This window comes from Pseudomonas sp. Irchel 3E13 (assembly GCF_900187455.1).
Taxonomy (GTDB): Bacteria; Pseudomonadota; Gammaproteobacteria; order Pseudomonadales; family Pseudomonadaceae; genus Aquipseudomonas.
Window position 1 is genome coordinate 99200 of record NZ_FYDX01000009.1, and the last position, 24538, is coordinate 123737.

Here is a 24538-nt window from a genome sequence, read left to right on the forward strand (position 1 = left end):
CATGGCACTGACTCTTCAAAAAGGCGGCAACCTGTCCCTCTCGAAAACCGATCCGAGCCTGACCAAGATTCTGGTCGGCCTTGGCTGGGACCCGCGTGCTACCGATGGTACCGAGTTTGACCTGGACGCCAGCGCCTTCCTGCTGGGCGCCAGCGGCAAGGTTCGCGGCGAATCCGATTTCATTTTCTACAACCAGCTGAAAAGCCTGGACGGCTCGGTCGAGCACACTGGCGACAACCGTACGGGTATCGGTGAGGGTGATGACGAAGTGATCAAGGTTGACCTGAGCCGCGTTCCGGCTGACGTCGACAAGATCGCGTTCACTGTCACCATCCATGACGCCGAAGCCCGCAAGCAGAATTTCGGCCAGGTCAGCAATTCGTTCATCCGCATCGTCAACGAGGTCACCGGCGCCGAAGTGGTTCGCTATGACCTGGCAGAAGACGCTTCGGTGGAAACCGCGATGATCTTCGCGGAACTGTATCGCAACAATGGCGAGTGGAAATTCCGTGCAGTCGGTCAGGGCTACGCCGGTGGCCTGCGTGCGCTGGCCAACGGCTACGGTCTGAACTTCTGATCGCCCCCTCAACTGAACAAGGAATCACATCATGGCTGTAAGTTTGTCCAAGGGCGGTAACGTCTCGCTGTCGAAAGAGGCGCCAGGCCTGAGCGAAGTCATCGTGGGCCTGGGCTGGGACCCTCGCGTTACCGACGGCACCGAGTTCGACCTCGATGCCTCCATCTTCATCACCGGTGAAAGCGGCAAGGTGCTGAACGACAGCAGCTTCATCTTCTACAACAACAAGAAGTCGGCCGACGGTTCCGTTGAGCACCTGGGCGACAACCGCTCGGGTCAGGGCGAAGGCGATGACGAACAGGTTGTCGTGAAACTGACCAGCCTGGCTGCTGAAGTGAAGAAGCTGGTCTTCGCGGTCACCATTCACGATGCCGATGGTCGCAAGCAATCCTTCGGTCAGGTTTCCAACGCCTACATCCGTGTGCTGAACAAGGCTGATGGCAAGGAAATCGCGCGCTACGACCTGTCCGAGGACGCCTCCACCGAAACCGCAATGATCTTCGGTGAGCTGTATCGTCACAACGACGAGTTCAAGTTCAAGGCGATCGGTCAAGGTTTCGCCGGTGGCCTGAAGCCGCTGGCTGAAGCCCATGGCGTAAGCATTGGCTGATGCTCCCGATTGGCCTGAGTCCCGGTTAGGGATTTGAGTCAAACTCGGAGTTTCCAGAGAATCCGATACCAGCTCCTGGTATCGGATTTTTTACGTCCACTCACCCGGTCAGCGAATGATGTTTTTCGCGGTGGCTTCCTTGAGCCAGCCGGGGAACTCCTCCATCAACTGGTCGTAAAGCTGCTCTTCCGAGATTTGCTGGAGGTCGTCCAGCGCGAAGAAACCGCAGTTATCGACAACGCGTCCCTTCATGTCGTCGAGCTTTTCGAGGATGCCGTAACCGTTTCCGCCCAGGCCGACGAACTGCCAATACAGCGGCAGCTTTGCCGCTTCGCTCATCAGTGCGGTGATCTTGCGATTCTCGTGCACGCCGCCATCACTGATGAACAGCACATACACCGGGGAGCGATCGTTGGACGCCAAGTAGTGCTGCATCACCTGTTCCATCACCTTGGGCTCGTCGTTGACCCGGCTGCCCAGGTCCCAGTCGCGCCAGCCGCCCTTGTCACGGGCGATGAAGTCCTTGTAGTTGGCGAGGGTGATCTCGGACAGCTTCTGCGGCCTGGAGGCGAACGCCCAGCAATCGATGGAGCCATCATCATCGAAGTGGACAGCCAGTGGCAGCAGACGGTTGACGACTTCCTGCACCCGTCCCTTGGAGTACTGGCCGTTCATCGAGCCTGATGCATCGAGTACCAGTGCCACGCGAGCCTTTACATGGGTGAGCTTGGCCTTTTCCAGACTGACCTGCGCCTTCTTCGCCAGGCTGAGCAGTTGCGGGGCTGCGGCCGCGACCTTTTTCTCCAGTGACACCGTGGACTGGATGACGGCAGGCGGTGCGACAGGTTCATCAGCGACCTCTCCACCGAAATGCTTCACTAGCGCCCCGAGGCCTTCGTTGAAGCCTTGCAGGTTGGACGCGAGTCGCCATTGCCCGTCCTTGCGGTAGATGTCCGCCACCATGATGGCTTTCTCGCCGCTGAACGTGCTGGCGCTGAACGGGCAGGTGGCAACCACTTGTCCGGCACTGTTCTTGATGCTGAACAAACTTGGCTGGATGTCACGCATCGCGCCATGGCCGTCGATGGCGGCGGTGAACACCAGGCGGTCGATCGAGGGCGGCAGACTGCCGAGGTTCAGCGCGAAATCGCCAGGTCCGGTCTGGCGCACGCTGTTGCACGGCGTGGTGGGCTGGTTGAAGAAGGTCATGTAGCGATCATCGGACAGTTGGCCACGAGCATCCAGGCCAAAGCAGGCGAGATCGATGGTGTGCGGCGAGTGAATCTGGATCGAGAACGACAGGGTGTGATCCTGGATGAGGTTGGACAACGGCACACGTTGTCCTTGGCTGATCTGCATGAAGCACTTCCTTGAATGATCGAATAGGTCCTGGGGGCCGGGCGCAATAATAGCCTGTCATCGGGCGCGCTGCGCAGATCAGGCGCGGCCCCATGAACAGGCTCCCGGCGTGGTCGGTAGCAGACCTTCGTCAGACCTCCCCCGTCACCGATCGCACCTTTTCCGGCGGCTTCAACGAGCCGATATACACCGCCACCACCGTCAGCAGCGCACCGCCGATCTGCAGGGCAGAGCTGGCCTTGTCGAGGAACACCACGTCGACGAAGTAGGTGATCACCGGTTCCAGCAGCAGGATCAGGCCGGCGAGGCCGAGGCTGATGAAGCCGATGGAGCGGTTGACCATCAGCCAGCCGACGAACTGCACCATGACGCCGTAGATCACCAGCATCAGCAGGGTCTGGCCGTCGACGATGGCCAGGCTTTCCCCGGTCAGCAGGGCGTAGCCGAGCATCACCAGGCCGGCCCAGATGCTCAGGTTGAGCATTTGCGCGATCTTGTCGCCGCCGCTGTCAGGCAGGTTGCTGGCGGCTTTGAGGTAGTAGACGCAGATGGCGTAGGCCAGGCCCGAGGCGATGCCGAAGATCACGCCTTTGGTGCCGAGGCTGCTGCTCATTTCCGGGGCCAGCAGCAAGTACAGGCCGAAGAACGCCAGGACGATGGCGATGGCGAAGTTCAGCGACGGCTTTTCCTTGAGCAGGTAAAGGCCGAGCAGGGTCATGAAGAACACCTGGCAGTTGGTCAGGATCGAGCCGATGCCGGGGCCGACGATGTAGATGCTGTGGTGCCAGAGGATCAGGTCGATGGCCAGGAAAACCCCGGCCAGCGCGGTGAGTATCACGGCCTTGCGGCTGGGAAGGCGCACCGGGACCTTGCGCCATTTCAGGCTGAGGTAGAACAGCACCGAGGCGAACAGCATGCGGTAGAACCCCGCACCGCCCGCGCCGATGTTGGCGAAGGCCACGGCCAGCGCCGAGAGGCTGAGCATCAGGCCGCCCAGGGTCAATTCAAGTAAAGCGCGTTTGTTGTGCATGACAGTGACTCGACGTTAAGCGTCTTTCAATCCGGTTCAGGGCCGGGTGGAGGCCAGTTGCAGCCAGGTGCGCACGGGCGGGTAGGCGAGGATCGCGTCGGCGTAAGCCTGCAAGGGCGCCGGCAGGGCGATGCCGAAACGGCGGAAGCGGAACACGATCGGCGCGTACATGGCGTCGACGATGCCGAAGTGCTCGCCGCACAGGTAAGTGCCGTGGCCGCTGCGGGCACGCAGGTCGCCCCAGATCTGGAAGATCCGCGCGATTTCTTCGCGGGTTGCCTCGAGCAGCGGTTCGCTGGTGTCGCCGGTGTTCAGGCCGAAGGACATCTGCGTGCGCAGGTTGACGAAGCCCGCGTGCATTTCCGCAGCGGCGGCGCGGGCGAGGGCGCGCAGGTCACGCGCGTCGGGCCAGAGGTTGGCCTGCGGGTGGGTTTCGGCGATGTACTCGGCGATGGCCAGGCTGTCGTTGATGACCAGACCGTCGACCAGCAGCGCCGGAACTTTGCCTGACGGCGACAGTTTGAGGATGTTGGCGTGGGTGTCGTCCTGTTCCAGCAGGACCTGAGGGGTTTCGAAATCGACCCCGGCCGCATTCAGCACAAGCCATGCGCGGAACGACCAGGAAGACTTGTTGAAATCGCCGATTGCCAGCTTGATTGCCATGGGTGTGAGCTGCCTGTTAGGTTTGAATGGAAATCAAACTTAACAAGCTGTTTCAAACGGCGATTGTACGAAACTGGACTGCGACATGAATGACAGGCCGCACAACCGCAGTGTTGAGCCCACCGGCGACTTCTCCCGATTCCTGCGCATCCCCGAAGGCCGCTGCGAGTTGCTCAGCGCCCGTTACAGCAATCAGCACTTTGGCCGTCATTCCCACGACCGCTATGCGCTGGGGGTGATTACCCAGGGCGTGGAAAAACTCTATTACCGCGGTGCCAATCACCTCGGCACGGCCGGCACGGTGGTGACCCTCACGCCCGGTGAAATCCACGACGGCGTGCCGGTGGACGAGGCCGGCTGGGTCTACCGCATGCTTTATATCGAGCCGACGTGGCTGAACGATGTGGTGCTGCAAGGGCGTGGCGGCACCAATCATGTGCACTTGTTCCGCGAGCCGATGGCCCATGACCCGGCCCTGGCCAGCGCCCTGCTCACGGCCCACAGCACCCTCGCGGCTTCGGCCCTGCCGCTGGAGCGCGAGACGGTGCTGATCGAGGCGCTGGCCGGGTTGTTCCAGCGCCACGGTGTCGAGCTGGCCGGGCAGGGGCGCTCCGAGCGCGACGCGGTGCGGCGGATTCGCAGTCGGCTGGACAGCGAGCTGGAGCATAACCTTTCGCTGGAAACTCTCGGCCTGGAAGTGGGTATGGACCCGCTCTATCTGATCCGCGTGTTCAAGCGCGAGGTGGGGGTGGCGCCGCACAGCTACCAGATCCAGAAACGGGTGGCGCGGGTGCAGGCGCTGCTGCGTGCTGGCATGGACCTGGCGGAAGCCTCGGTGGCGTGCGGCTTCTTCGACCAGAGCCACATGGCCAGGGCCTTCAAGAAAGTCGTCGGGGTGACGCCGAAGGCCTTTCGCGACGGCCTGTTTCGCGCCGCGAGATAAGCCGTCGGCACCGGCTCACGGCTGCGGGTTGCTCCACCAGAAGGAAGGGTATTCGTCGAGCGGGTAGCGGTTGCCGTCGTAGCGCAGGGTCTTGCTGACCGTGCGCGACACCGGCTTGGCGTAGCCACTGCTGACCTGGGCCTGGACGATCAGGTCGGCGTAGCCCTGCGACTGCTGCGTGCCAACGCTGAAGGTCAGGGTGGCCTGCTCCATTTCAAAACCTTCGCTGCAACTGACGCCTTTCAGGGTGGTCCAGTTGCTCAGGTGGGTGGTGAGTACCGGGCGCAAGCCATCGACGTCGGGCACCACGAGGGTGAGCAGGTTGCTGTAGCCGGCATCGGGGCAACTGGCGCCGCGGGCGGTGCTGGTCATGACCACGCCGAAGGCGCGTACTTCGGGGGCGAGGCGATAGCGGGCGGTGTCCAGCCACAGGCTATTGGCGCCGAACTCCAGCTCGGCATCTTCCGCCATGTCCTGGTCGAGGCGTTCGCGCAGCCGCCCGCTGTCGGTATCGACTTTCGCCACCAGCAGGTGCGGGCTGCGTTCGCCGGCTGGCTGGAGGTCGTCGGCGTCGCGGTAGGCCACCGCGACCACCGACAGCGCCGGGTCATCAGGCCAGCGCTTGCAGGCCGCCGCAAGCAGTGGGCCGTCACTGTCATCGGTCGGCGTGGTCCAGCCCTGCTGTTGCAGTTGGGTGGCCAGCGAATCGAGCAGTGGCTGCGGGCAAGGTTGCGGTTCTCGCGCCACGGCATCGGCGAGCGGCAGCAGGCAGAGCGTCAGGATGGGCAGGAGGCGGGGTGGACGGTCCATGTCGGGTCTCGATCAGCACGAAGGGTCGCGTATGCTACAGCGCTGATGGCCAACCCGCGAAGGAGCATTCATTGGCTCGACCCGTCCGCTCGGCTTCCCTTGATCTGCTGAAGTGGCTGGCGATCGTCACCATGGTCGGCGATCACCTGCGTTACCTCTGGCCCGAGCAGCATTGGCTGTTTGTGGTGGGGCGGCTGGCCTTTCCGTTTTTCTGCCTGGCGATTGCCGCCAATGTCGCCCGCACGCTCCCCGGCGCGCTGTTCACTCCCGTCAATTTTCGCTATCTGGGCTGGTGCCTGGGCTTTTCGCTGTTGTCGGAGCTGCCGTACCGCTGGCTGGACAGCGGCTCGCTGACCCTCAACGTGATGCCGACCCTGACCCTCGGCCTGCTGGCCGCCTGGGGTGTGCACCACCGCACGCGGCAGGCCGGGCTGCTGGCGCTGGCGGCGCTGCTGGTCGCGGTCTTCACCAGCGACCGGTTGATGTACGGATGGCCGGGGGTGTTGCTGCCGGCGGCGTTCGTCCTGGCCTTGCACGACCGGCGCTATATGTGGCTGGCCGGCGCGCTGGCGGTGGGCGGCAACCTCACCAATGGCTGGATTCTGCACAACGCCTTGCAACCGATATCGATCGTGGTCCTGGCCACGGCGTTTCTGTGTGCGCCGTTCGGGCTGGGGCTTTTGCGCCTGGACGTGCGCCGCGCCGTGCGCCCTGTCGGGCGCTGGGGCTATGCGTTTTATCCACTGCACCTGGCGGCGATCAAGCTGTTGAGCGTTTTTAGTTGACTCCGGGGATGACCGGCCGCGTTTCCCTTGGCTATGATGCACCCCCTCGTTCCCACTAGCCGTGCACTCGATGAATAACAACAGCACCTTCTCGCAACCCTTGCGCAAACGCCGCAGCCTGGCCGAAGAGCTGGTGGCCGCCCTCACCGGGCAGATCCGCGACGGCCTGCTCAAGCCGGGCGAGAAGTTGCCGACCGAAGCGCAGGTCATGGAGCAGTTCGGCGTCAGTCGCACCGTGGTGCGCGAGGCGATTTCCCGTCTGCAGGCCGCCGGCCAGGTGGAAACCCGCCACGGCATCGGCACCTTTGTGCTGGAGCCGCCGAGTTCGGGCCTGTTCAACACTCCGAGCGACACGGTGATGACCCTGGCCGATGTGCTGGCGGTGATGGAATTCCGTATCAGCCTGGAAGTGGAATCCGCGGCCCTGGCGGCGCAGCGCCGCACCGCCGAGCAGCTGGCCAGCCTGCGCGACGCGCTGGATACGCTCAACGGGCTGATGGCCAGCGGCAGCGATTCGGCCGGCGCCGATTTCGCCTTCCACCTGTTGATTGCCGAGGCGACCGGCAACCGCTACTTCACCGATATCCTCGGCCACCTGGGAACCAAGGTGATTCCGCGGACCCGCCTCAGCACCCGCACTTACGCCCGCGCCGACGACCAGCGCCAGTACCTGGAACGCCTGGAGCGCGAGCATGAGCAGATTTACAGCGCCATCGCCTCGCAGGATTCGGAGTCGGCCCGCGCGGCGATGCGTTTGCACCTGGGTAACAGCCGCGAGCATCTGCGCCAGGCGTATGAGAAGGCTCAGGCGCAGGGTTGATTCGCATCGGGCCCTTCGCGAGCAAGCTCGCTCCTACACCTATACGGTGTAACTCGTTCTGTAGGAGCGAGCTTGCTCGCGAAGGGGCGCTGACCGATAAGCCATCCGCCAGCGCCCGCTGACCGACTGCCCCGCCTGCAACAGCCCCAGCCCTGGCCTTCCCGGCAGGTGATGAGCATTGACCGGATGACTCACCGGCTCGAAACAGAAGAACGGCTGCCCCGGCGGGCAATACAGCAGGTAGTGATCGAAACCCTCGGCCTGGCAGTCGAGCCAGTAGCCCGCGTCGGCTTGCAGGATCCGGCAGTGGCCGTCCCACCCCGTAAAGCAGTGATCGACTTTTCCCGCCGGCAGCTCTGCCGCGTTCTCGAGATTCCATTCCTCCGGCACCGCGCGGTGTTCTGTGGATAACTGCTGCCCATCGCACAACCACACACCAGCGGCCCGCGCCTGGACCTGGGTGGCCGCCGTGCGCGGGAAGAACGGGTGGAGGCCGAGCCCATGCCACAGCGGACGCGGGTCGAGGTGGGTGACTTTCAGTTCCAGAGTCAGGCAGCCGTCGGCCAGATGAATGCGCTGCTCGGCGCGGTAGGCGAAGGGCGTCGCGCTTTCCAGGCGCAGCAGCACCGTGTCGGCGCTGTGCGCGAGGATTTCCCACGGCTGTTGCCAGGCGCTGCCGTGCACCGCCAGCGGCGAGTCGGGCGTATTAGGCGGCAGTTCGAACCAGCCGTCGGGCGCTTCGAAACCACCACCGGCAATGCGGTTGGACCAGGGCACCAATGGGAAGCTGGCCTGCTGCCGCGCCGTCAGTGGCCGTGTCTGCAAATTGCCCGGACGCAGCAGCGGCTGGCTGTCGGCGCGGCGGCGCCAGTCCACCAGGCTGCCGCCCAGGTCTGGCGCCAACAGCAGGCGGGTGAGCCGGTCTTCCAATACCAGCAGTTCCGGCTCAGCCATTGAACGACGGCTCTTCCAGGCCCTTCACCCCGACGTTCAGGGCGAACAGGCCGCCTGCCAGCGGTTGGTCGCTGAGGTCCACGCCCTGCGGTCGGATCGAGGTGACGAACAGGGTGTCCAGGCCCGGGCCACCGAACGCGCACATCGCCGGTTTTTTCACCGGCAGCGGCAGGCTGCGGTCGAGCTTGCCCTCGGGGGTGAAGCGCAGCACCAGACCGGCGTCGTTGGCGCAGGTCCAGTAGCAGCCGTCGGCGTCCACCGCGGCGCCGTCCGGGCGACCGGGATGGGCGTTCATGTCGACGAAGACCCGACGGTTGTGGGCGGTGCCGCTGTCGGTGTCGTAATCGAAGGCCCAGATCAATTGCACGCTGGCGTGGGAATCGGACAGGTACATGGTCTTGCCGTCAGGGCTGAAGGCCAGGCCGTTGGGCACCAGCAGACCGTCCAGTTGCGGCACCAGGCCGTCGCGGGTGGTGTAGCGGTAGAGTTTGCCCACCGCTTCGCTGCCCATGTTCATCTGCATGGTGCCGGCCCAGAAGCGGCCCTGGCGATCGCAGCGTCCGTCGTTGAAGCGCATTCCGGCGCGGGCGTGGTCGACCTCGGCCACTGACTCGCCGAGCAGCCGACCGTGGTCATCGGCGCGCAGGCGGAACAGACCGCTTTCCCGCGCCGCCAGCCAACTGCCGTTGGCGAGCGGTGCGACGCAGCCAAGCATTTCGTCGCCCTGCCAACTGTCCAGTGCGCCGTCGAGGCGCCAGCGTTGCAGGCAGCCGCTGGGAATGTCGACCCAATACAGCGCCTGCTCGCTGGCGACCCACACCGGGCTTTCACCCACGCCGTTGCGCGCATCGACAATCAATTCAGCAGTCATGTTCAGGCTCCCTCACTCAAACGGGCCGGCGGCGGTAAACGCGCCGCCCTGATAGCGGGCTTCCGGCGAGTCGGCGGCGGGTTTTGGCTGGGCTTCCATCTGTGGCCGGAAGCGCTCGGAGCTGTCCTTCGGCACGAAGTCCAGGTGCGCGGCGTAGCGGTTGTCCCACCAGGTGTCGCGGTTGGCCGACACGCCATAGACCACGGTGTGGCCGACGTCCGCACTGAGCAGCGCGCGTTCCACCAGATGCCCGAGGTCCGAATAACTCAGCCAGGTGCTGAGCATGCGCAGGTTGCGCGGTTCAGGGAACGACGAGCCGATACGCAGGCTGACCGTCTCGATGCCATAGCGATGGAAATAGAAAGTCGCCAGGTCTTCGCCATAGGACTTGGACAAGCCGTAGTAACCGTCCGGTCGGCGCTCGGAGCGGGCGTCGAGGCGGTCCTGCGGCGAGTGGAAGCCGGTGACGTGGTTGGAGCTGGCGAACACCACCCGGCGGATGCCGTGGATGCGCGCGGCTTCATAGATATGGAAGGTGCCGCGGATGTTGGCTTCGAGAATTTCCTCGAACGGCCGCTCCACGGACACACCGCCCAGGTGCACGATGGCATCGACGCCTTCTACCAGGGCCAGCACGCCGGCCTTGTCGGCCAGGTCGCAGGGCCGCACTTCTTCATGGCTGCCTTCGGCCGCGGCCATGGCACTGATATCGGAAAGACGAACGACCTCGGCGTGGGCTTGCAGGCTTTGCCGCAGCACCTGGCCCAGGCCGCCGGCCGCGCCGGTGAGGAGGATGCGCTTGAAGGGTTTGCTCGCTGTCATGGGATTCCTCGAAAGGCAGGGAAGGGGGGAGGCCGCTCGCGCGGCCTTGGCTTACATGAAGTTGTACTGGATGCCCAGGCGCCAGCGGGCCTGGCGATCATCGGTGGTGGAGTTGACCTTGATATCACCGATTTCCATGAACGGCTGCCATTGCTTGGTCAGCTTGTACTTGATGATCAGGTTCTGCTCGTAGTCGCTCTTCTTGTCGTCGTAGCGGATGTAGTCCGTCAGGAAGTGAATGTACTGGTACTCGTAGGCCAGTTTGCTGCCGGTCGGCGTGTAGCCCAGCCAGCCTTCGAAACGGTTGGTGTTCTGGTTGTTCTTGCCGCGGTCGTCCACGTCCTCGTTGATCTGGTCGCGATCCAGGCGCTTGGCGTCATAGCGGTAGCGGGCGGCGACGTACCACTGATCGTCGATCTTGTAGTTGTACTTCAGGCCGAACTTGTAGGTGGTGCTGTCCTTGGAACTGTCCATCTGAAAGGCAGGGGTCAGCGTGGACTTGGGGCTGAGCTTGTAGTTGTAGCTGACGGTCAACTCGTGGCCGTTGTTGATGATGTTGTCGTAGGCAACATCTTTGCGGTCGCCGGCGGTGCGGTACTTGATCTCGGCTTCGAAACCCAGGCCGCTGTCCATGCGATAGCCGAGCTTGACCCGGTCGGCGTGCTGGCGGTCGTCGTCGGTGTACTGGTGGCGATAGTTGATGCTGGCGGAGTCGGCGTAGGCGTTGATCGACAGGGCGAGAGTGGTCAACGCAATAAACAAGCTGTGAGTGGTTTTCATGCGATCTACTTTTTTGTTTTTGTTGGGTAGGGGCGATGTCTGGCAGTTCGGGTGTTAAACGGCGCGGGATCCTCAGTAGTTGTTGGAATATACGTTATCGTACAACAACGACGACTGTCTATGGTCACCAGCACCAAGGTCGTATGTTTTTTTCATGTTATTGAAACATAAAGGAATTTACTTTCTTTACAGTCACAAAAATGCTGTTTCGGCCAGGTTTTGAAGGGGAATCAGCAGGTTAAAAGGAGGCGAAAAGGGGACGACATTGAGGGGTTGCAATTGTTATACGATGACGTATGATCGGCCTCACAACGTTACTCCAGACACAATTCCAAGAAGAAAGGCATACGACGTCCATGAGAATTACATCAGTCAATGTGCAGGTTTTTTCCTACCCGACCCGCCGCTCGGTAGACAGCGCCGGGCATGCCCACCCGGGTGATGTCACCCAGGCCCGCATGGCCCTGCTGCGCATCCGTACCGAAGACGGCACCGAGGGCTACGCCTTTGGCCCTCCCGAGTTGCTGCGTCCTTATCTGCTTGATGGTTTCGTGCGCAAAGTGCTGGTCGGGCAGAACGCCTTCGACCGCGAACGCCTCTGGCAAGACCTGGCCCACTGGCAGCGCGGCAGCGCTAGTCAGTTGACCGACCGTTCCCTGGCGCTGGTCGAACAGGCCCTGTGGGACTGGGCCGGGCGCAAACTGAATATCCCGGTGCACAAGCTGGCCGGTGGTTTCCGTGACAAGGTCCCGGCATACGGTTCGACCATGTGCGGTGACGAACTCGAAGGCGGCCTGGCGACCCCGGAAGATTACGGCCGCTTCGCCGAAACCCTGGTCAAACGCGGCTACAAGGCGATCAAACTGCACACCTGGATGCCGCCGGTGTCCTTCGCGCCAAGCCCGCGCATCGACGTCAAGGCCTGCGCCGCCGTGCGTGAAGCGGTCGGTCCGGACATCGCGCTGATGCTCGACGGTTACCACTGGTACAACCGCACCGACGCGCTGTACATCGGTCGCGAGCTGGAGAAGCTCAACTTCGCCTGGTTCGAAGAACCGATGATGGAAGAGTCCGCCGAGTCCTATGCCTGGCTCGCGGCCAACCTGGACATCCCGGTGCTCGGCCCGGAAACCCTCGCCGGCAAATACATGAGCCGCGCCAGTTGGGTGAAGAACGACGTCTGCGACATCCTCCGTGCCGGCGTCGCCGGGGTCGGCGGCATCGGCGCCTGCCTGAAAGTGGCGCACCTGGCCGAGTCCTTCGGCATGGATTGCGAAGTCCACGGCAACGGCGCGGCCAACCTGGCAGTGGTCGGCGCGATCAAGAACTGCACCTGGTACGAGCGCGGCCTGCTGCACCCGTTCCTCGACTACGACGAGGTGCCGGCCTACCTCAATCGCCTGGTCGACCCGATGGACAGCGACGGCTTCGTCCACCTCTCCGACCTGCCTGGCCTGGGCGAGGACATCAACTTCGACTACATCGAGACCCACACCCTGCAGCAGTACTGACCTGTGCCCGCGGCACGGCCTCGATGCCGTGCCGTTCGAGATGCGAATAACTACAACAAAGGTCTTCTCACATGCGTCGATTTCCACTCCTGTTTGCCGGGCTGTTCGCTGCGTCGTTGACGCTGGCGCCCCTCACCACCGTCCACGCGAAAACCCCCGCCGACCAACTGATCGTCGGCATGAGCATGATCAACCTGCTGTCCCTCGACCCGGCCGCCGCCACCGGGCTGGATGTCTCGGAGGTCAACGCCAACCTCTACGACATGCTGCTGGTGCAGGACGTCAAGCAACCCGATCAACTGGTTCCGGCCCTCGCCGAGAGCTGGCAGGTCAGCGATGACCGCCGCACGATTACCTTCAAGCTGCGGGACGGGGTCAAGTTCCAGTCCGGCAATTCGCTGAGCGCCGACGATGTCGCCTGGTCGCTGCAGCGTGTGCTCAAGCTCAACCTGGCCCTGGCCTCGACCTGGAAGGCCTACGGCTTCAGCGCCGAGAACGCCGAGCGCAGCCTGCGCGCGGATGGTCCGAATACCTTCGTCGTCGAGTTGCAGCGGCCCACCGACCCGCAACTGGTGCTCAACACCCTCGCCACCTCGCCGAGCGCCTTCATCCTTGATCGCCAGGCCGTGCTCAAGCACGAGAAGAACGGCGACCTGGGCGCCGCCTGGCTGACCACCCACGCTGCCGGCAGCGGCCCGTTCATCCTCAATGACTGGCGCGCCAACGACGTGATCCTGATGGCCCGTTTCGACGGTTACTGGGATGGCCCGGCCAAGCTCAAGCGCATCGTCATGCGCAACATGACCGAGTCGCAGTCGCTGCGCCTGATGGTCGCCCGCGGTGACCTCGACCTGGCCAAAGGCATGGCCGCGCCAGACATCGAAGCGCTGTCCCATGACGACAAGGTCCGCGCCCAGACCGTGCAGCGCGGCACCCTCTACTACGTTGCGCTGAGCGTGAAATCCAAGCCGTTCGAAGACGCCCGGGTGCGCAAGGCGGTGCGTTCGTTGATCGACTATCAAGGCATCAACCAGACCGTCATGCCGCACTACGGCCAGCTCAACCAGCGTCCGTTGCCGCTGGGTCTGGAAGCGCGCCTGGACGATCCGGGCTACACCCTGAACGTCGCCGAGGCGAAAAAACTGCTCGCCGAGGCCGGCTACCCCAACGGCTTCAAAACCACCATCCGCGTGCTCACCGAGCCGCCCTTCATCAACATCGCTTCCAGCCTGCAGGCGACCCTGGCCCAGGCCGGCATCCAGGCCAGCATCATCACCGGCACCGGCAACCAGATCTACGGCGCCATGCGTGAACGCAGCTTCGACATCCTCGTCGGGCGTGGTGGCGGCGGGGCCGAGCGTCATCCGCATTCGAGCCTGCGCACCCTGGTGTACAACCCGGACAACCGCGACGAAGCCCGCCTGAGCAACTTCCAGGGTTGGCGCACCTCGTTCTTCAGCCCCGAGCTGAACAGCCTGATCGAGACCGCCGAAGTCGAGCCGGACCACGCCAAGCAACTGGCCCAGTACCAGCAGATCCAGCAGCGCCTGGACGAGCAGGTCGGCGCGATCTTGCCGGTGTCGCAGATGACCGACACGGTAGTCCTGTACCACGACGTGCAGAACTACCAGGGTCATACCGCCGCCACCACCCGATACAAAGACGTCTACAAGGCGCGCTGAGCCGGCCGGGCCGCGAGGCCCGCGCCAGCGCCTGAGCGATCACTCTTCTGGAGCCCGTTATGTTCGTTTCGACTGCCTCCGTGCTGGGCACCCGCGTGTCCGGCACCGCCCGCCGGGCCAGTACGGTCCTCGTGACTTTGCTGGGCCTGCTGGCCATGACTTTCTTCATTGGCCGGGTAATGCCGCTGGACCCCGTGCTGGCGGTCGTCGGCCCGGACGCCGACAGCTCCACCTACGAACAGGTGTACCGCGCGATGGGCCTGGACAAGCCGATCTGGACCCAGTTCGGCCTGTACCTCAATGACCTGCTGCACGGCGATTTCGGCAACGCGTTGCTGACCGGCCACCCGGTGCTGGACGACATTCGCCGGGTGTTCCCGGCGACCATCGAGCTGGCCACCCTGGCGATTCTGTTTGGCGTGGTGATCGGCCTGCCGCTGGGTGTTTTCGCCGCCAGCAACCAGGGTCGCTGGGGCGACCATGTGGCGCGGATGATCACCTTGTTCGGTTACTCAACGCCGATCTTCTGGCTCGGCATGATGGGCCTGCTGGTGTTCTACGCCATGCTCGGCTGGGCCGGCGGGGCAGGGCGCATCGACCTCGCCTACGACGGCCTGGTCCCGGAAACCACCGGCTTGTTGTTGATCGACAGCGCCCTGGCCGGCGACTGGGAAGCCTTCAGCAGCGCGCTGCGGCACATCGTCCTGCCGGCGCTGATCCTCGGCCTGAACTCGGTGGCCTACATCAGCCGCATGACCCGCAGCTTCATGCTCGAACAGCTCTCGCAGGAATACATCATCACCGCCCGGGTCAAGGGCCTGTCGCGCCGCCAGGTGGTGTGGAACCACGCCTTCCGCAACATCCTCGTGCAACTGCTGACCGTCGTGGCACTGGCCTACGGCTCGCTGCTGGAAGGCGCGGTGCTGATCGAGACGGTGTTCGCCTGGCCCGGCTTCGGCCAGTACCTGACCAGCAGCCTGATGCTCGGCGACATGAACGCGGTGATGGGGTGCGTGCTGATCATCGGCCTGATCTTCGTCGCCCTGAACCTGATCAGCGACGGGCTGTACAAGGTCTTCGATCCACGGACCCGGTGAATACCCGCAGCCCTGTCAACAACTACAAGAAAAAGGACGCCCACATGAACCCGATCACCACCGCACTGCGCCTCAGCCTGTTCGGCGCCATTCTTGCCCTGGCGCCAGTCACCGCCGCGCAGGCCAAGACCCCGGCCGACCAACTGATCGTCGGCATGAGCCTGGTCAACCTGTTCTCCATCGACCCGGCCAACGCCCCCGGCCTGGACGCTTCCGGGGTCAATGCCAACCTCTACGATACCCTGGTCAAGCGCGACAACGGCAACCCCGAACAGCACCTGCCGCAACTGGCGAAAAGCTGGAGCGTCAGCGAAGACGGCAAGCAGATCACCTTCACCTTGCGCGACGACGTCAGGTTCCACTCCGGCAATCCGCTGACCGCCGACGACGTGGCCTGGTCGCTGTACCGGGTGATGAAGCTCAACTACGGCCTGGCCACCACCTGGAAGGCCTACGGCTACAGCGTCGACAACATCCAGTCGCTGATCCGCGCCAGTGATGCCCACACCCTGGTCATCGACCTGCCGCAGCCCACCGATCCGCTGCTGCTGATCGACTCGCTGGCGACCTCGCCGAGCGCCGTGGTGGTGGACCGCCAGACCGCGCTCAAGCACGAGAAAAACGGCGACCTCGGCGCCAACTGGCTGGTGACCAACGAAGCCGGCAGCGGCCCGTTCACCCTGACCCGCTGGAACGCCAACGACTCGCTGCTGATGACCCGCTTCGACGGCTACTGGGGCGGCCCGGCCAAGCTCAAGCGCGTAGTGGTGCGGCACATGACCGAATCGCAATCGCTGCGCCTGATGCTCGAACGCGGCGACCTCGACCTGGCCTACGGCATGGCCGCGCCGGACATCAAGGCCATCGACGGCCGCGACACCCTGCAAGTGCAGTCGCTGCAACGCGGCACCATGTACTACGTCGCGCTGAGCATGAAACAGCCGCAATTCGCCGACCCGAAAGTGCGCGAAGCGGTGCGCAACCTGATCGACTACCAGGGCCTCGACCGCCAGGTGATGCCGTACTACGGCAAGCTCAACCAGCAACCGATGCAACTGGGCCTGGCCGCGCGCCTGCCGGACCCGGGCTACGCGATGAACGTGGCCAAGGCCAAGACACTGCTCGCCGAAGCCGGTTACCCGCAGGGTTTCAGCACCACCATCCGCACCCTGTCCGAGCCGCCGTTCACCGACATCGCCGCGCGCCTGCAGGCGACCCTCGCCGAAGGCGGGATCAAGGCCAGCATCGTCAGCGGCACCGGCAACCAGGTGTACGGCGCCATGCGTGCGCGCAACTTCGACATCATCGTCGCCCGCGGCGCCGAGCGTTACCCGCACCCGTACTTCAGCCTGCGCACCTTCGCCTACAACCCGAACAACAGCGACGACGCCGGCCTGCCCAACTTCCAGGGCTGGCGCGCCTCGTTCTTCAGCCCGCAACTCAACACCCTGATCGACCAGGCCGGCGTCGAGCGCGACAGCGGCAAGCGCGTGGCGCTATATCACCAGGCGCAGTCGCTGTACGACCAGCAGGTGGGGCCGATCATGATGATTTCGCAGATGACCGACACCGTGGTCAGCAGCGCCGAGATCAAGGGTTTCAGCGGCGATGACGCCGAAGCGACCCGTTACCTGGGCGTCTACAAGCAGCGCTGATCGCGCGTCCGTTTTTTCAATCGAGAACATGCCGATGATTGCCAACATGTCTTCTTCCGAAACCCGCGTCAAAGCGCAGCCGGACAGCCCCGGCTCGAGCCTCGATGCCTTCTACAAGAGCAGCCTGCGGGTGCTGCGCCATCTGCTGCGCAACCCCATGACCCTGATCGGCCTGATGGTCGCGCTGTTGCTGGTGGTCGTGGCGTTGTTCGCGCCGCTGATCGCCACCCACGACCCGGTGGTGCAGAACCTCGCCAACGCCCTCAAAGCACCGAGTGCGGAGCACTGGTTCGGCACCGACGAATACGGCCGCGACATCTTCAGCCGGCTGGTCTACGGCTCGCGCATCACCCTGTACATCATCGGTCTGGTGACGGTGATCGTCGGCCCGATCGGCCTGTTCATCGGCACCGTCTCCGGCTACTTCGGCGGCGTGGTGGACACGGTGTTCATGCGCCTCACCGACATCTTCATTTCCTTCCCCAGCCTGGTGCTCGCCCTGGCCTTCATCGCCGCCCTCGGCCCTGGCCTGGAGCATGCGGTGGTCGCCATCGCGCTGACCTCGTGGCCGCCGATCGCCCGCCTGGCGCGGGCGGAAACCCTGTCGCTACGCAAGGCCGACTTCGTCGTCGCGGTGCAACTGCAAGGCGCCTCGGCCAGCCGCATCATCCTCAAGCACATCGTGCCGATGTGCCTGTCCTCGGTGATTATCCGCCTGACCATGAACATGGCCGGGATCATCCTCACCGCCGCCGCCCTCGGCTTCCTCGGCCTGGGTGCGCAGGCACCGTTGCCGGAGTGGGGCGCGATGATTTCCACCGGCCGGCGCTACATGCTCGAGTGCTGGTGGCTGGTGGCAGTACCGGGCGCGGCGATCATGCTCGTCAGCCTGGCGTTCAACCTGCTGGGCGACGGCCTGCGGGACATTCTCGATCCGCGCAGCGAGTAACCGGAGGCCGCTATGTCTGATATCAAACTCAAGGTGGACGGGCTCAATGTCCGCTTCGTCAACGGCAAGAAAGAAACCCACGCGGTGCGCGATGTGTCGTTCACCCTGGGGCGGGAAAAACTGGCCATCGTCGGTGAGTCCGGCTCGGGCAAATCGACAGTCGGGCGCAGCCTGCTGAAGCTGCATCCGGCCAGCGCGAAGATCACCGCGAAGACCCTGCAGTTCGGCGATCTTGACCTGCTCTCGGCCAGTGAAAAAGCCATGCAGCAAGTCCGCGGGCAGCGCATGTCGATGATCATGCAGGACCCGAAATACTCGCTGAACCCGGTGGTGAAAGTCGGCGAGCAGATCGCCGAAGCCTACCTCGCGCACCACAAGGCCAGCCGCGCGGAAGCCCGCGAGCGGGTCATGGAAATGCTCGAAAAGGTCCATATCCGCGACCCCAAGCGGGTCTACAACCTGTACCCGCACGAAGTCTCCGGCGGCATGGGCCAGCGCATCATGATCGCCATGATGGTCATCACCCGGCCCGAAGTGCTGATCGCCGACGAGCCGACCTCGGCCCTCGACGTCTCGGTACGCCAGCAGGTGCTCAGCGTGCTGGAAGAACTGGTGGAGCAGCAGGAACTGGGGCTGATCTTCGTCAGCCACGACCTCAACCTAGTGCGCAACTACTGCGACCGGGTGCTGGTGATGTATGCCGGGCGGGTAGTGGAGTCCCTGGCCGCCTGTGACCTGCACCGCGCCGAACATCCCTATACCCGTGGCCTGCTGGCGGCGCTGCCGAGCATGGACAACCGCCGCGAGCGGCTGCCCGTGCTGCAACGCGACCCCCGCTGGCTGACCTGCTGAGGAACCCGTCATGTCCATGATCCAAGCACACGCGCTGAACCTGAGCTTCGGCAGCGGCCCGAGCCTCAACCAGGTGCTGCACGACGTCGAACTGAGCGTTGCCGACGGCGAATCCTTCGGCCTGGTGGGCGAGTCCGGTTCGGGCAAGACCACCGTCCTGCGCTGCCTGGCCGGCCAGTACCGGCACTGGAGCGGCGAACTGAGCATCGCCGGCGTGGCCTTGCAGCACAAGATTCCCAAGGAACATTACCGGCTGGTGCAGATGGTCTTCCAGGACCCCTACGGTTCGCTGCACCCGCGCCACACCATCGACTCGGCGCTGCGCGAGCCGCTGGTGATCCACGGCATCGGCGACCGTGACGATCGGATCAACGACATCCTGCTCAAGGTCGGTCTCAACGATAGCTTCCGCTACCGCTACCCGCACCAGCTTTCCGGCGGCCAGCGCCAGCGCGTCGCCATCGCCCGGGCGCTGATCCTCGAACCTCGCGTGCTGCTGCTGGACGAGCCGACCTCGGCGCTGGATGTCTCGGTGCAGGCGGAGATCCTCAACCTGCTGGCCGACCTGCGCCAGCGCGAGAAGCTCACCTACCTGATGGTCACCCACGACCTCGGCGTGGTCAGCCACCTGTGCGACAAGGTCGCGGTGATGCAGCAGGGACGCATCGTCGAACGCCTCGACAGCCAGGCCCTTAGCCAGGACCTCGCCAGCCACGAGTACACCCGCATGCTGGTCCAGGCCAGCCGCGATTTCAGTCAGGACACCGCCCCCGCGCTGGCCGGCTGAGCCCGCGCCTTTCAAGGAAACGCCATGCCTCATTGTCAGATCGATTGCTCGCCGGGCGTGGCCCTGCGGGTCGGCGAACAGCGCCTGCTGGACGCCCTGCACGACGCCGTGGACGCCGATGGGCTGTTCGCCCCCGGCGATATCAAACTACGGCTCAACGCCCACGCGCATTACCGCTGTGGCGAGGGCCGCGAGGAGTTCGTTCACGTCACCCTGTACCTGCTCAGCGGGCGTAACGAGCAGCAGCGCCGCGCCCTGGCTTCGGCCTGCGTCGGTGTGCTGGTGGCGCTGCTGCCGGACGTGGCGGCGCTGTCGGTGGATGTACAGGAAATGCGCCGCGAGACCTTCGTCAACCGGCGCCAGTATCTCGAACAGCAACGCGCGCCGGCCTGAACTGGCGCACCCCTGGCAAATACAAGGACAAGAACATGCCAAGACACCACGCACTGAAACGCTCCCTCGCCGCCCTGGTCGCCGTTGCCGCGAGTCTGCCGGCCTGGGCCCTGCAACCGCCGGGCAAGGTCCAGGTGCCGACCCTGGCCTACGACGAGCGCCAGATCATCCTGGTCTGGGAGAAGCCGGCGGAGTACCGCGACATCGTCGACTACCACGTCTACGCCAACGGCAAGCTGCTCGGCAGCGCCAACGCCAACAACGACCGGGTGTCGCCGGCCAAGCCGTACATCGACCGCTTCTACGAGCAGGACACTGCGGGCTTCCATCACCGCATTGGCATCCACAGCTTCACCGCCGACGACCTGACCGCGGACAGCGAATACCGCTTCACCGTGCGTGCCGTGGGCAGCGACGGCAAGGAGTCGGCGGACAGCCCGGTGCTGGTGCAGCGCACCACGCCGCTGCCGGCGGTCTTCGATGTGCGCCGCTACGGCGCCAAGGGCGATGGCCAGAGCGTCGACACCCAGGCCCTGCAACGCGCCATCGACGCCTGCACCACGGGCTGCAAGGTGCTGCTGCCGGCCGGCACCTACAAGAGCGGCGCGCTGTACCTGAAGAGCAACATGACCCTGGAGCTGGCCGAAGGCGCGACCTTGCTCGGCTCCGAGCGGGCCGAGGACTATCCGCTGGCCGGCTACATCCAGTACCCGTATTCCAGCACTGTGCGCCCGGCGTCCTTGCTCAACGCCTTGCCCCGCGACCCGAACCAGCACCAGGCATTCGAGAACATCCGCATTACCGGCAAGGGCACCCTCGACGGCAACGGCTGGAAACGCCAGGCCGACACCCTCGACCAACGCGGGCAGGCGCTGCCCAACTACCAGGCCAGCGACAACACCCGCTACATGACCGACGGCATCCTCGCCAAGACCCAGGTGGAACAGGCGGTGGCCCGCGGCATGCCGGTCAAGGACGCCTACGGACAGATGCGCTCGTCGCTGATCACCCTGCGCAATGTGAAGAACGTCTTCTACGGCGGCTTCACCGTTCGCAACCCGGCGTTCCACGGCATCATGAATCTGGAAACCGAGAACGTGGTGCTGGCCAACACCCGCCACCTGACCTACGACGCCAACAACGGCGACGGCATCGAGTTCGCCAACAGCCGCGGTGCCATGGTCTTCAACAACTTCTTCGACACCGGCGACGACTGCGTGAACTTCGCCGCCGGCACCGGCGCCGACGCGGTGAAGCAGAAGCCTCAGGAAGATGCGTGGATCTTCAACAACTACTTCCGTCGCGGTCACGGCATGGTGGTCGCCGGCAGCCATACCGGCGCCTGGATCCAGAACATCCTCGCCGAGGACAACGTCTCCGACGGCACCGATGTCGGCCTGCGCATGAAGAGCACCAACTTCATGGGCGGCGGCGCGCGCAACGTGGTGTTCCGCGACTCGGCGATCCGCAACAGCGTCAAGCAGGGCTTTATCTTCACCCTCGACTACAACGACCCCAACGCCAAGCTCGACTACCGTCGCTCGACGGTGCCAGGGCAATTCCGCGACGTGCGGATCAGCGATGTGACAGTGGAAAACGCCGGCGCCGCGGCGATCGAGGTCAAGGGTGACGGCAACTTGAACGCCTGGCACCAGGGCCTGAGCTTCGAGCGCGTGCGCTTCAGTGGCCCCGCGGTGGCGAAGGTCGACGGCCTCAAGGACTCGCGTTTCGACAGCGTGAGCTTCATCGGTCATGGCAGTGGCAACCCTTGGCAACTGGGCAAGGCCGAAGGGCTGGAATTCAGCCAGGTCGAGCCGGCGCCTGAACCGCGCTGAGCGTCAACAGTCTCAAGTACAGGCCGTGCGATTGACCTCGCACGGCCGTTTTTCGTCAGCGTCGCCCGTAGTTGTCACACCTTGTGCGACCTTATGGCACAGAGTCTGGCCGGTATAATGCCTGTTATCGTACAACCTCATGGGCTATGATGCGCCTCATGGATTTTTCGAGATCACTCTTCCCTATGCAAACACCTCCTCGCGCGCGCAAGCGTCGCAATCTGGCCGAGGAACTGGTGCTGGTGCTCACCGAGCGGATTCGCCAGGGCCAGCTCAAGCGCGGCGACAAGCTGCCCACCGAATCGGAAATCATGGAGGAGCAGGGCATCAGCCGCACCGTGGTGCGCGAGGCCATCTCCCGCCTGCAGGCGGCCGGCCAGGTGGAAACCCGCCATGGCATCGGCACCTTCGTTCTCGACACACCGAGCCCGAGCGGCTTTCGCATCGACCCGGCGACCATCGTCACCCTGCGTGAAGTGTTGTCGGTACTGGAATTGCGGATCAGCCTGGAAACCGAATCCGCCGGCCTGGCCGCGGGCCGGCGCAGCGATGAGCAATTGCGCGGCATGCGCGAGGCCCTGGATGCGATCGCCGCCAGCGTGGCGCAGTCCAGCGACGCGGTGGGGGCGGACTTCCAGTTCCACCTGCAGATTGCCCAGGCCACCGGCAACCGCTACTTCACCGACATCCTCACCCACCTGGGCACCCGCATCATCCCGCGCACGCGGCTGAACTCGGCGCGGCTGGCCCATGACGAGCAGTCGCATTACCTGAGCCGATTGAGTCATGAGCACGAGGCGATCTACGAAGCGATCGCCCGGCAGGATGCGGAAGGCGCGCGGGCGGCGATGCGCTTGCACTTGACCAACAGCCGCGAGCGGTTGCGACGGGCGCATGAAGAGGCGGAAGCGCAGGGGGCCTGAGTCGGTCCCAAGCTGCATTTCGGGTTGTGGCATCTGAACTGGCGAGTATGAAGCTCAACAGCAAATCGGTGACCCACAAGGGCTGCGCACCGCAAACCTTGTGGGAGCCGGTCTTGCCGGCGATCAGACCGGTAGCTACAGCGCGTTTGACTGGCTTGTCTTCATCGCTGGCAAGCCAACTCCCACAGGATCGATGCCATCTTCGATTTTGAAAAAAGCTAAAGCCGGAGCTTCAGCCAATCCCCCCCTCAGACCACTCCCCATTCACCAACCGCCGAATCCCCAGCGGATTGCTGTCCCGCAGCGCCGCCGGCAGCAGGGCCTGTGGATAATTCTGGTAGCACACCGGACGCAAGAAACGGTCGATGGCCAACGTCCCCACCGAAGTGCCACGGGCGTCCGACGTCGCCGGATAAGGCCCGCCATGCACCATGGCATCGCACACCTCGACCCCGGTCGGATAACCGTTCACCAGAATCCGCCCAACCTTCTGCTCCAGCAGCGGCACCAGGTGCTGATGCGCCTGCAGGTCCTCCGGCTCGCCGATCAGCGTCGCGGTCAACTGTCCACGCAACCCACGCAACGCCTCGATCAACTGCGCATCATCCGCCGCCTCGACGACAATGGTGGTCGGGCCGAACACTTCTTCCTGCAGCAACTCATCGCCTTCGAGCAACAGCGACACGTCCGCCTTGAACAATTGCGGCCGGGCCTGGTTGCCGTGTTGCGGCTGGCCGGCCAGGTGGGTGACACGCGGGTGTCCGTGCAGGTGCTCGAGGCCCTTGGCGTAGCTGCGCAGGCCGCCGGCATTGAGCAGGGTCTGCGGCCCTTGGGCGGCCATCTGTTCCTGCAACTGTTCGACGAAGGCACTGAACGCCAGCGAGCTGACACCGATCACCAGCCCCGGGTTTGTGCAGAACTGGCCACCGCCCAGCACCACCGACGCGCTCAATTCGCGGGCGATGGTTTCGCCACGCACCGCCAGCGCTTCGGGCAGGACGATCACCGGGTTGATGCTGCTCATCTCGGCGAACACCGGGATCGGTTGCGGGCGCTCGGCGGCCATCTTGCACAGGGCGTTGCCGCCCGACAGCGAGCCGGTGAAGCCGACCGCCTGGATGCCCGGATGACGCACCAGTTGCTCGCCCACGCCAGCACCGAAAATCATGTTGAACACGCCCTTGGGCATGCCGCTGCGCTCGGCGGCGCGGACGATGGCGCAGCCCACCAGGTCGGCGGTGGCCATGTGGCCGCTGTGGGCCTTGAACACCACCGGGCAACCGGCGGCGAGGGCGGCGGCGGTATCGCCACCGGCGGTGGAGAAGGCCAGCGGGAAGTTGCTCGCGCCGAACACCGCCACCGGGCCGACGCCGATGCGCATCTGGCGAATATCCACACGCGGCAGCGGCGTGCGTTGCGGCAGCGGCAGGTCGATGCGCGCACCGAGGAAATCGCCGCGGCGCAGCACTTGGGCGAACAGGCGCATCTGGCCGCTGGTGCGGCCACGCTCGCCCTGGATACGACCGGCGGGCAGGGCGGTTTCGCGGCAGACCAGGGCGACGAAATCGTCATCCAGTTGGTCCAGTTCTTCGGCGATGGCGTCGAGGAACAGCGCACGCCGCTCCGGGCTCAACTGGCGGAATTCGGCGAAGGCCGCTTCAGCGGCTTCGACCGCGGCATCCACTTCTGCCGGGGTGGCCTGGTGGAAGCTGTAGGGGAGGGCTTCGCCTGTGGTGGCATCGACGCTGTGCAAGGTGACGTTGCCGGCGGCGCTGCGGCTGCCGCCGATGAAGTTGTGACCGAGAACGCTGGGCATCATGGATCTCCAGG

Annotated in this window: 24 protein-coding genes; 15 read left to right on the top strand and 9 right to left on the bottom strand. The window is 64.4% G+C overall.

All coding sequences use genetic code 11. The annotated features are described in order from the left end of the window. Nucleotide 1 precedes the first annotated feature (1 nt). Together CKW37_RS17045 and CKW37_RS17050 are read left to right on the top strand one after the other, a co-directional pair. Nucleotides 2–577: a TerD family protein gene (locus CKW37_RS17045; RefSeq protein WP_095156881.1), complete on the top strand. Its 576-nt coding sequence runs from the start codon at nucleotides 2–4 to the stop codon at nucleotides 575–577. A gap of 31 nt (nucleotides 578–608) precedes the next feature. Continuing rightward, on the top strand, nucleotides 609–1187 hold the full coding sequence (locus CKW37_RS17050) for a TerD family protein (protein WP_095156882.1): 579 nt from the start codon (nucleotides 609–611) through the stop codon (nucleotides 1185–1187). 108 nt (nucleotides 1188–1295) lie between these two features. On the opposite strand, the gene CKW37_RS17055 is transcribed toward CKW37_RS17050, so the two are convergent. The 3 genes from CKW37_RS17055 to CKW37_RS17065 form a co-directional block, all read right to left on the bottom strand. Next, the gene (locus CKW37_RS17055; RefSeq protein WP_095156883.1) at nucleotides 1296–2546 is read right to left on the bottom strand and encodes a VWA domain-containing protein; all 1251 of its coding nucleotides are present in this window, start codon (nucleotides 2544–2546) and stop codon (nucleotides 1296–1298) included. Nucleotides 2547–2676: 130 nt separating this feature from the next. Beyond that, nucleotides 2677–3576, bottom strand: a complete 900-nt coding sequence (locus CKW37_RS17060; RefSeq protein ID WP_095156884.1) for a DMT family transporter — start codon at nucleotides 3574–3576, stop codon at nucleotides 2677–2679. Nucleotides 3577–3612: 36 nt separating this feature from the next. Further along, nucleotides 3613–4239: a glutathione S-transferase family protein gene (locus CKW37_RS17065; protein ID WP_095156885.1), complete on the bottom strand. Its 627-nt coding sequence runs from the start codon at nucleotides 4237–4239 to the stop codon at nucleotides 3613–3615. A gap of 85 nt (nucleotides 4240–4324) precedes the next feature. Between CKW37_RS17065 and CKW37_RS17070 the strand changes: the two genes are divergently transcribed. Then, the gene (locus CKW37_RS17070; protein ID WP_095156886.1) at nucleotides 4325–5182 is read left to right on the top strand and encodes an AraC family transcriptional regulator; all 858 of its coding nucleotides are present in this window, start codon (nucleotides 4325–4327) and stop codon (nucleotides 5180–5182) included. Between the two features lie 15 nt (nucleotides 5183–5197). On the opposite strand, the gene CKW37_RS17075 is transcribed toward CKW37_RS17070, so the two are convergent. Further along, complete coding sequence (locus tag CKW37_RS17075) at nucleotides 5198–5992, bottom strand: hypothetical protein (RefSeq protein ID WP_095156887.1); 795 nt, start codon at nucleotides 5990–5992, stop codon at nucleotides 5198–5200. 71 nt (nucleotides 5993–6063) lie between these two features. Between CKW37_RS17075 and CKW37_RS17080 the strand changes: the two genes are divergently transcribed. Together CKW37_RS17080 and CKW37_RS17085 are read left to right on the top strand one after the other, a co-directional pair. Beyond that, entirely contained in the window at nucleotides 6064–6777 is a 714-nt protein-coding gene (locus CKW37_RS17080; RefSeq protein ID WP_256587792.1) for a TraX family protein, read from the top strand. 70 nt (nucleotides 6778–6847) lie between these two features. Then, nucleotides 6848–7597 (top strand): FadR/GntR family transcriptional regulator, encoded by a 750-nt coding sequence (locus CKW37_RS17085; protein WP_095156888.1) that lies wholly within the window; start codon nucleotides 6848–6850, stop codon nucleotides 7595–7597. A gap of 39 nt (nucleotides 7598–7636) precedes the next feature. On the opposite strand, the gene CKW37_RS17090 is transcribed toward CKW37_RS17085, so the two are convergent. From CKW37_RS17090 to CKW37_RS17105, 4 genes are read right to left on the bottom strand one after another with little or no spacing between them, the layout of a single operon-like run. Next, complete coding sequence (locus tag CKW37_RS17090; protein WP_095156889.1) at nucleotides 7637–8551, bottom strand: aldose 1-epimerase; 915 nt, start codon at nucleotides 8549–8551, stop codon at nucleotides 7637–7639. Continuing rightward, nucleotides 8544–9422 carry an SMP-30/gluconolactonase/LRE family protein gene (locus CKW37_RS17095; RefSeq protein WP_095156890.1) on the bottom strand — a complete coding sequence of 293 codons (879 nt, stop codon included), beginning with the start codon at nucleotides 9420–9422 and terminating at the stop codon, nucleotides 8544–8546. The genes CKW37_RS17090 and CKW37_RS17095 overlap by 8 nt, the downstream gene beginning before the upstream one ends. A 12-nt stretch (nucleotides 9423–9434) precedes the next feature. After that, complete coding sequence (locus CKW37_RS17100) at nucleotides 9435–10244, bottom strand: NAD(P)-dependent oxidoreductase (protein ID WP_095156891.1); 810 nt, start codon at nucleotides 10242–10244, stop codon at nucleotides 9435–9437. A gap of 51 nt (nucleotides 10245–10295) precedes the next feature. Further along, nucleotides 10296–11024 (bottom strand): oligogalacturonate-specific porin KdgM family protein, encoded by a 729-nt coding sequence (locus tag CKW37_RS17105; protein ID WP_095156892.1) that lies wholly within the window; start codon nucleotides 11022–11024, stop codon nucleotides 10296–10298. Between the two features lie 356 nt (nucleotides 11025–11380). On the opposite strand from CKW37_RS17105, the gene CKW37_RS17110 reads away from it, so the two are divergent. The 10 genes from CKW37_RS17110 (at nucleotide 11381) to CKW37_RS17155 (ending at nucleotide 22708) form a co-directional block, all read left to right on the top strand. After that, complete coding sequence (locus tag CKW37_RS17110; RefSeq protein WP_095156893.1) at nucleotides 11381–12535, top strand: mandelate racemase family protein; 1155 nt, start codon at nucleotides 11381–11383, stop codon at nucleotides 12533–12535. Between the two features lie 71 nt (nucleotides 12536–12606). Continuing rightward, on the top strand, nucleotides 12607–14217 hold the full coding sequence (locus tag CKW37_RS17115) for an ABC transporter substrate-binding protein (RefSeq protein WP_095156894.1): 1611 nt from the start codon (nucleotides 12607–12609) through the stop codon (nucleotides 14215–14217). A gap of 59 nt (nucleotides 14218–14276) precedes the next feature. Then, a complete protein-coding gene (locus CKW37_RS17120) occupies nucleotides 14277–15314 on the top strand; it encodes an ABC transporter permease (protein ID WP_095156895.1) in 1038 nt (345 codons plus the stop codon). A gap of 44 nt (nucleotides 15315–15358) precedes the next feature. After that, the gene (locus CKW37_RS17125) at nucleotides 15359–16969 is read left to right on the top strand and encodes an ABC transporter substrate-binding protein (RefSeq protein WP_095156896.1); all 1611 of its coding nucleotides are present in this window, start codon (nucleotides 15359–15361) and stop codon (nucleotides 16967–16969) included. Between the two features lie 34 nt (nucleotides 16970–17003). Beyond that, nucleotides 17004–17918, top strand: a complete 915-nt coding sequence (locus CKW37_RS17130) for an ABC transporter permease (RefSeq protein WP_095156897.1) — start codon at nucleotides 17004–17006, stop codon at nucleotides 17916–17918. Between the two features lie 12 nt (nucleotides 17919–17930). Next, nucleotides 17931–18770: an ABC transporter ATP-binding protein gene (locus tag CKW37_RS17135; RefSeq protein WP_095156898.1), complete on the top strand. Its 840-nt coding sequence runs from the start codon at nucleotides 17931–17933 to the stop codon at nucleotides 18768–18770. A gap of 10 nt (nucleotides 18771–18780) precedes the next feature. After that, the gene (locus CKW37_RS17140) at nucleotides 18781–19557 is read left to right on the top strand and encodes an ABC transporter ATP-binding protein (RefSeq protein WP_095156899.1); all 777 of its coding nucleotides are present in this window, start codon (nucleotides 18781–18783) and stop codon (nucleotides 19555–19557) included. A 24-nt stretch (nucleotides 19558–19581) separates the two neighbouring features. Beyond that, nucleotides 19582–19950: a 5-carboxymethyl-2-hydroxymuconate Delta-isomerase gene (locus CKW37_RS17145; protein WP_095156900.1), complete on the top strand. Its 369-nt coding sequence runs from the start codon at nucleotides 19582–19584 to the stop codon at nucleotides 19948–19950. 35 nt (nucleotides 19951–19985) lie between these two features. Next, complete coding sequence (locus CKW37_RS17150) at nucleotides 19986–21785, top strand: glycosyl hydrolase family 28 protein (protein WP_095156901.1); 1800 nt, start codon at nucleotides 19986–19988, stop codon at nucleotides 21783–21785. Between the two features lie 185 nt (nucleotides 21786–21970). Continuing rightward, nucleotides 21971–22708 carry a FadR/GntR family transcriptional regulator gene (locus tag CKW37_RS17155; protein WP_177454438.1) on the top strand — a complete coding sequence of 246 codons (738 nt, stop codon included), beginning with the start codon at nucleotides 21971–21973 and terminating at the stop codon, nucleotides 22706–22708. Between the two features lie 232 nt (nucleotides 22709–22940). Here the strand turns inward: CKW37_RS17155 and CKW37_RS17160 are convergent, their stop codons facing one another. Next, on the bottom strand, nucleotides 22941–24524 hold the full coding sequence (locus CKW37_RS17160; RefSeq protein WP_095156902.1) for an aldehyde dehydrogenase (NADP(+)): 1584 nt from the start codon (nucleotides 24522–24524) through the stop codon (nucleotides 22941–22943). Nucleotides 24525–24538: the final 14 nt, after the last annotated feature.

Coding starts and splice junctions, on each gene's coding strand:
- CKW37_RS17145 (WP_095156900.1), top strand. CDS start 19,582: ATGCCTCATTGTCAGATCGATTGCTCGCCGGGCGTGGCCCTGCGGGTC.
- CKW37_RS17090 (WP_095156889.1), bottom strand. CDS start 8,551: ATGGCTGAGCCGGAACTGCTGGTATTGGAAGACCGGCTCACCCGCCTG.
- CKW37_RS17110 (WP_095156893.1), top strand. CDS start 11,381: ATGAGAATTACATCAGTCAATGTGCAGGTTTTTTCCTACCCGACCCGC.
- CKW37_RS17050 (WP_095156882.1), top strand. CDS start 609: ATGGCTGTAAGTTTGTCCAAGGGCGGTAACGTCTCGCTGTCGAAAGAG.
- CKW37_RS17045 (WP_095156881.1), top strand. CDS start 2: ATGGCACTGACTCTTCAAAAAGGCGGCAACCTGTCCCTCTCGAAAACC.
- CKW37_RS17095 (WP_095156890.1), bottom strand. CDS start 9,422: ATGACTGCTGAATTGATTGTCGATGCGCGCAACGGCGTGGGTGAAAGC.
- CKW37_RS17070 (WP_095156886.1), top strand. CDS start 4,325: ATGAATGACAGGCCGCACAACCGCAGTGTTGAGCCCACCGGCGACTTC.
- CKW37_RS17150 (WP_095156901.1), top strand. CDS start 19,986: ATGCCAAGACACCACGCACTGAAACGCTCCCTCGCCGCCCTGGTCGCC.
- CKW37_RS17055 (WP_095156883.1), bottom strand. CDS start 2,546: ATGCAGATCAGCCAAGGACAACGTGTGCCGTTGTCCAACCTCATCCAG.
- CKW37_RS17085 (WP_095156888.1), top strand. CDS start 6,848: ATGAATAACAACAGCACCTTCTCGCAACCCTTGCGCAAACGCCGCAGC.
- CKW37_RS17155 (WP_177454438.1), top strand. CDS start 21,971: ATGCAAACACCTCCTCGCGCGCGCAAGCGTCGCAATCTGGCCGAGGAA.
- CKW37_RS17135 (WP_095156898.1), top strand. CDS start 17,931: ATGTCTGATATCAAACTCAAGGTGGACGGGCTCAATGTCCGCTTCGTC.
- CKW37_RS17075 (WP_095156887.1), bottom strand. CDS start 5,992: ATGGACCGTCCACCCCGCCTCCTGCCCATCCTGACGCTCTGCCTGCTG.
- CKW37_RS17125 (WP_095156896.1), top strand. CDS start 15,359: ATGAACCCGATCACCACCGCACTGCGCCTCAGCCTGTTCGGCGCCATT.
- CKW37_RS17100 (WP_095156891.1), bottom strand. CDS start 10,244: ATGACAGCGAGCAAACCCTTCAAGCGCATCCTCCTCACCGGCGCGGCC.
- CKW37_RS17060 (WP_095156884.1), bottom strand. CDS start 3,576: ATGCACAACAAACGCGCTTTACTTGAATTGACCCTGGGCGGCCTGATG.
- CKW37_RS17130 (WP_095156897.1), top strand. CDS start 17,004: ATGATTGCCAACATGTCTTCTTCCGAAACCCGCGTCAAAGCGCAGCCG.
- CKW37_RS17120 (WP_095156895.1), top strand. CDS start 14,277: ATGTTCGTTTCGACTGCCTCCGTGCTGGGCACCCGCGTGTCCGGCACC.
- CKW37_RS17105 (WP_095156892.1), bottom strand. CDS start 11,024: ATGAAAACCACTCACAGCTTGTTTATTGCGTTGACCACTCTCGCCCTG.
- CKW37_RS17160 (WP_095156902.1), bottom strand. CDS start 24,524: ATGCCCAGCGTTCTCGGTCACAACTTCATCGGCGGCAGCCGCAGCGCC.
- CKW37_RS17065 (WP_095156885.1), bottom strand. CDS start 4,239: ATGGCAATCAAGCTGGCAATCGGCGATTTCAACAAGTCTTCCTGGTCG.
- CKW37_RS17140 (WP_095156899.1), top strand. CDS start 18,781: ATGTCCATGATCCAAGCACACGCGCTGAACCTGAGCTTCGGCAGCGGC.
- CKW37_RS17115 (WP_095156894.1), top strand. CDS start 12,607: ATGCGTCGATTTCCACTCCTGTTTGCCGGGCTGTTCGCTGCGTCGTTG.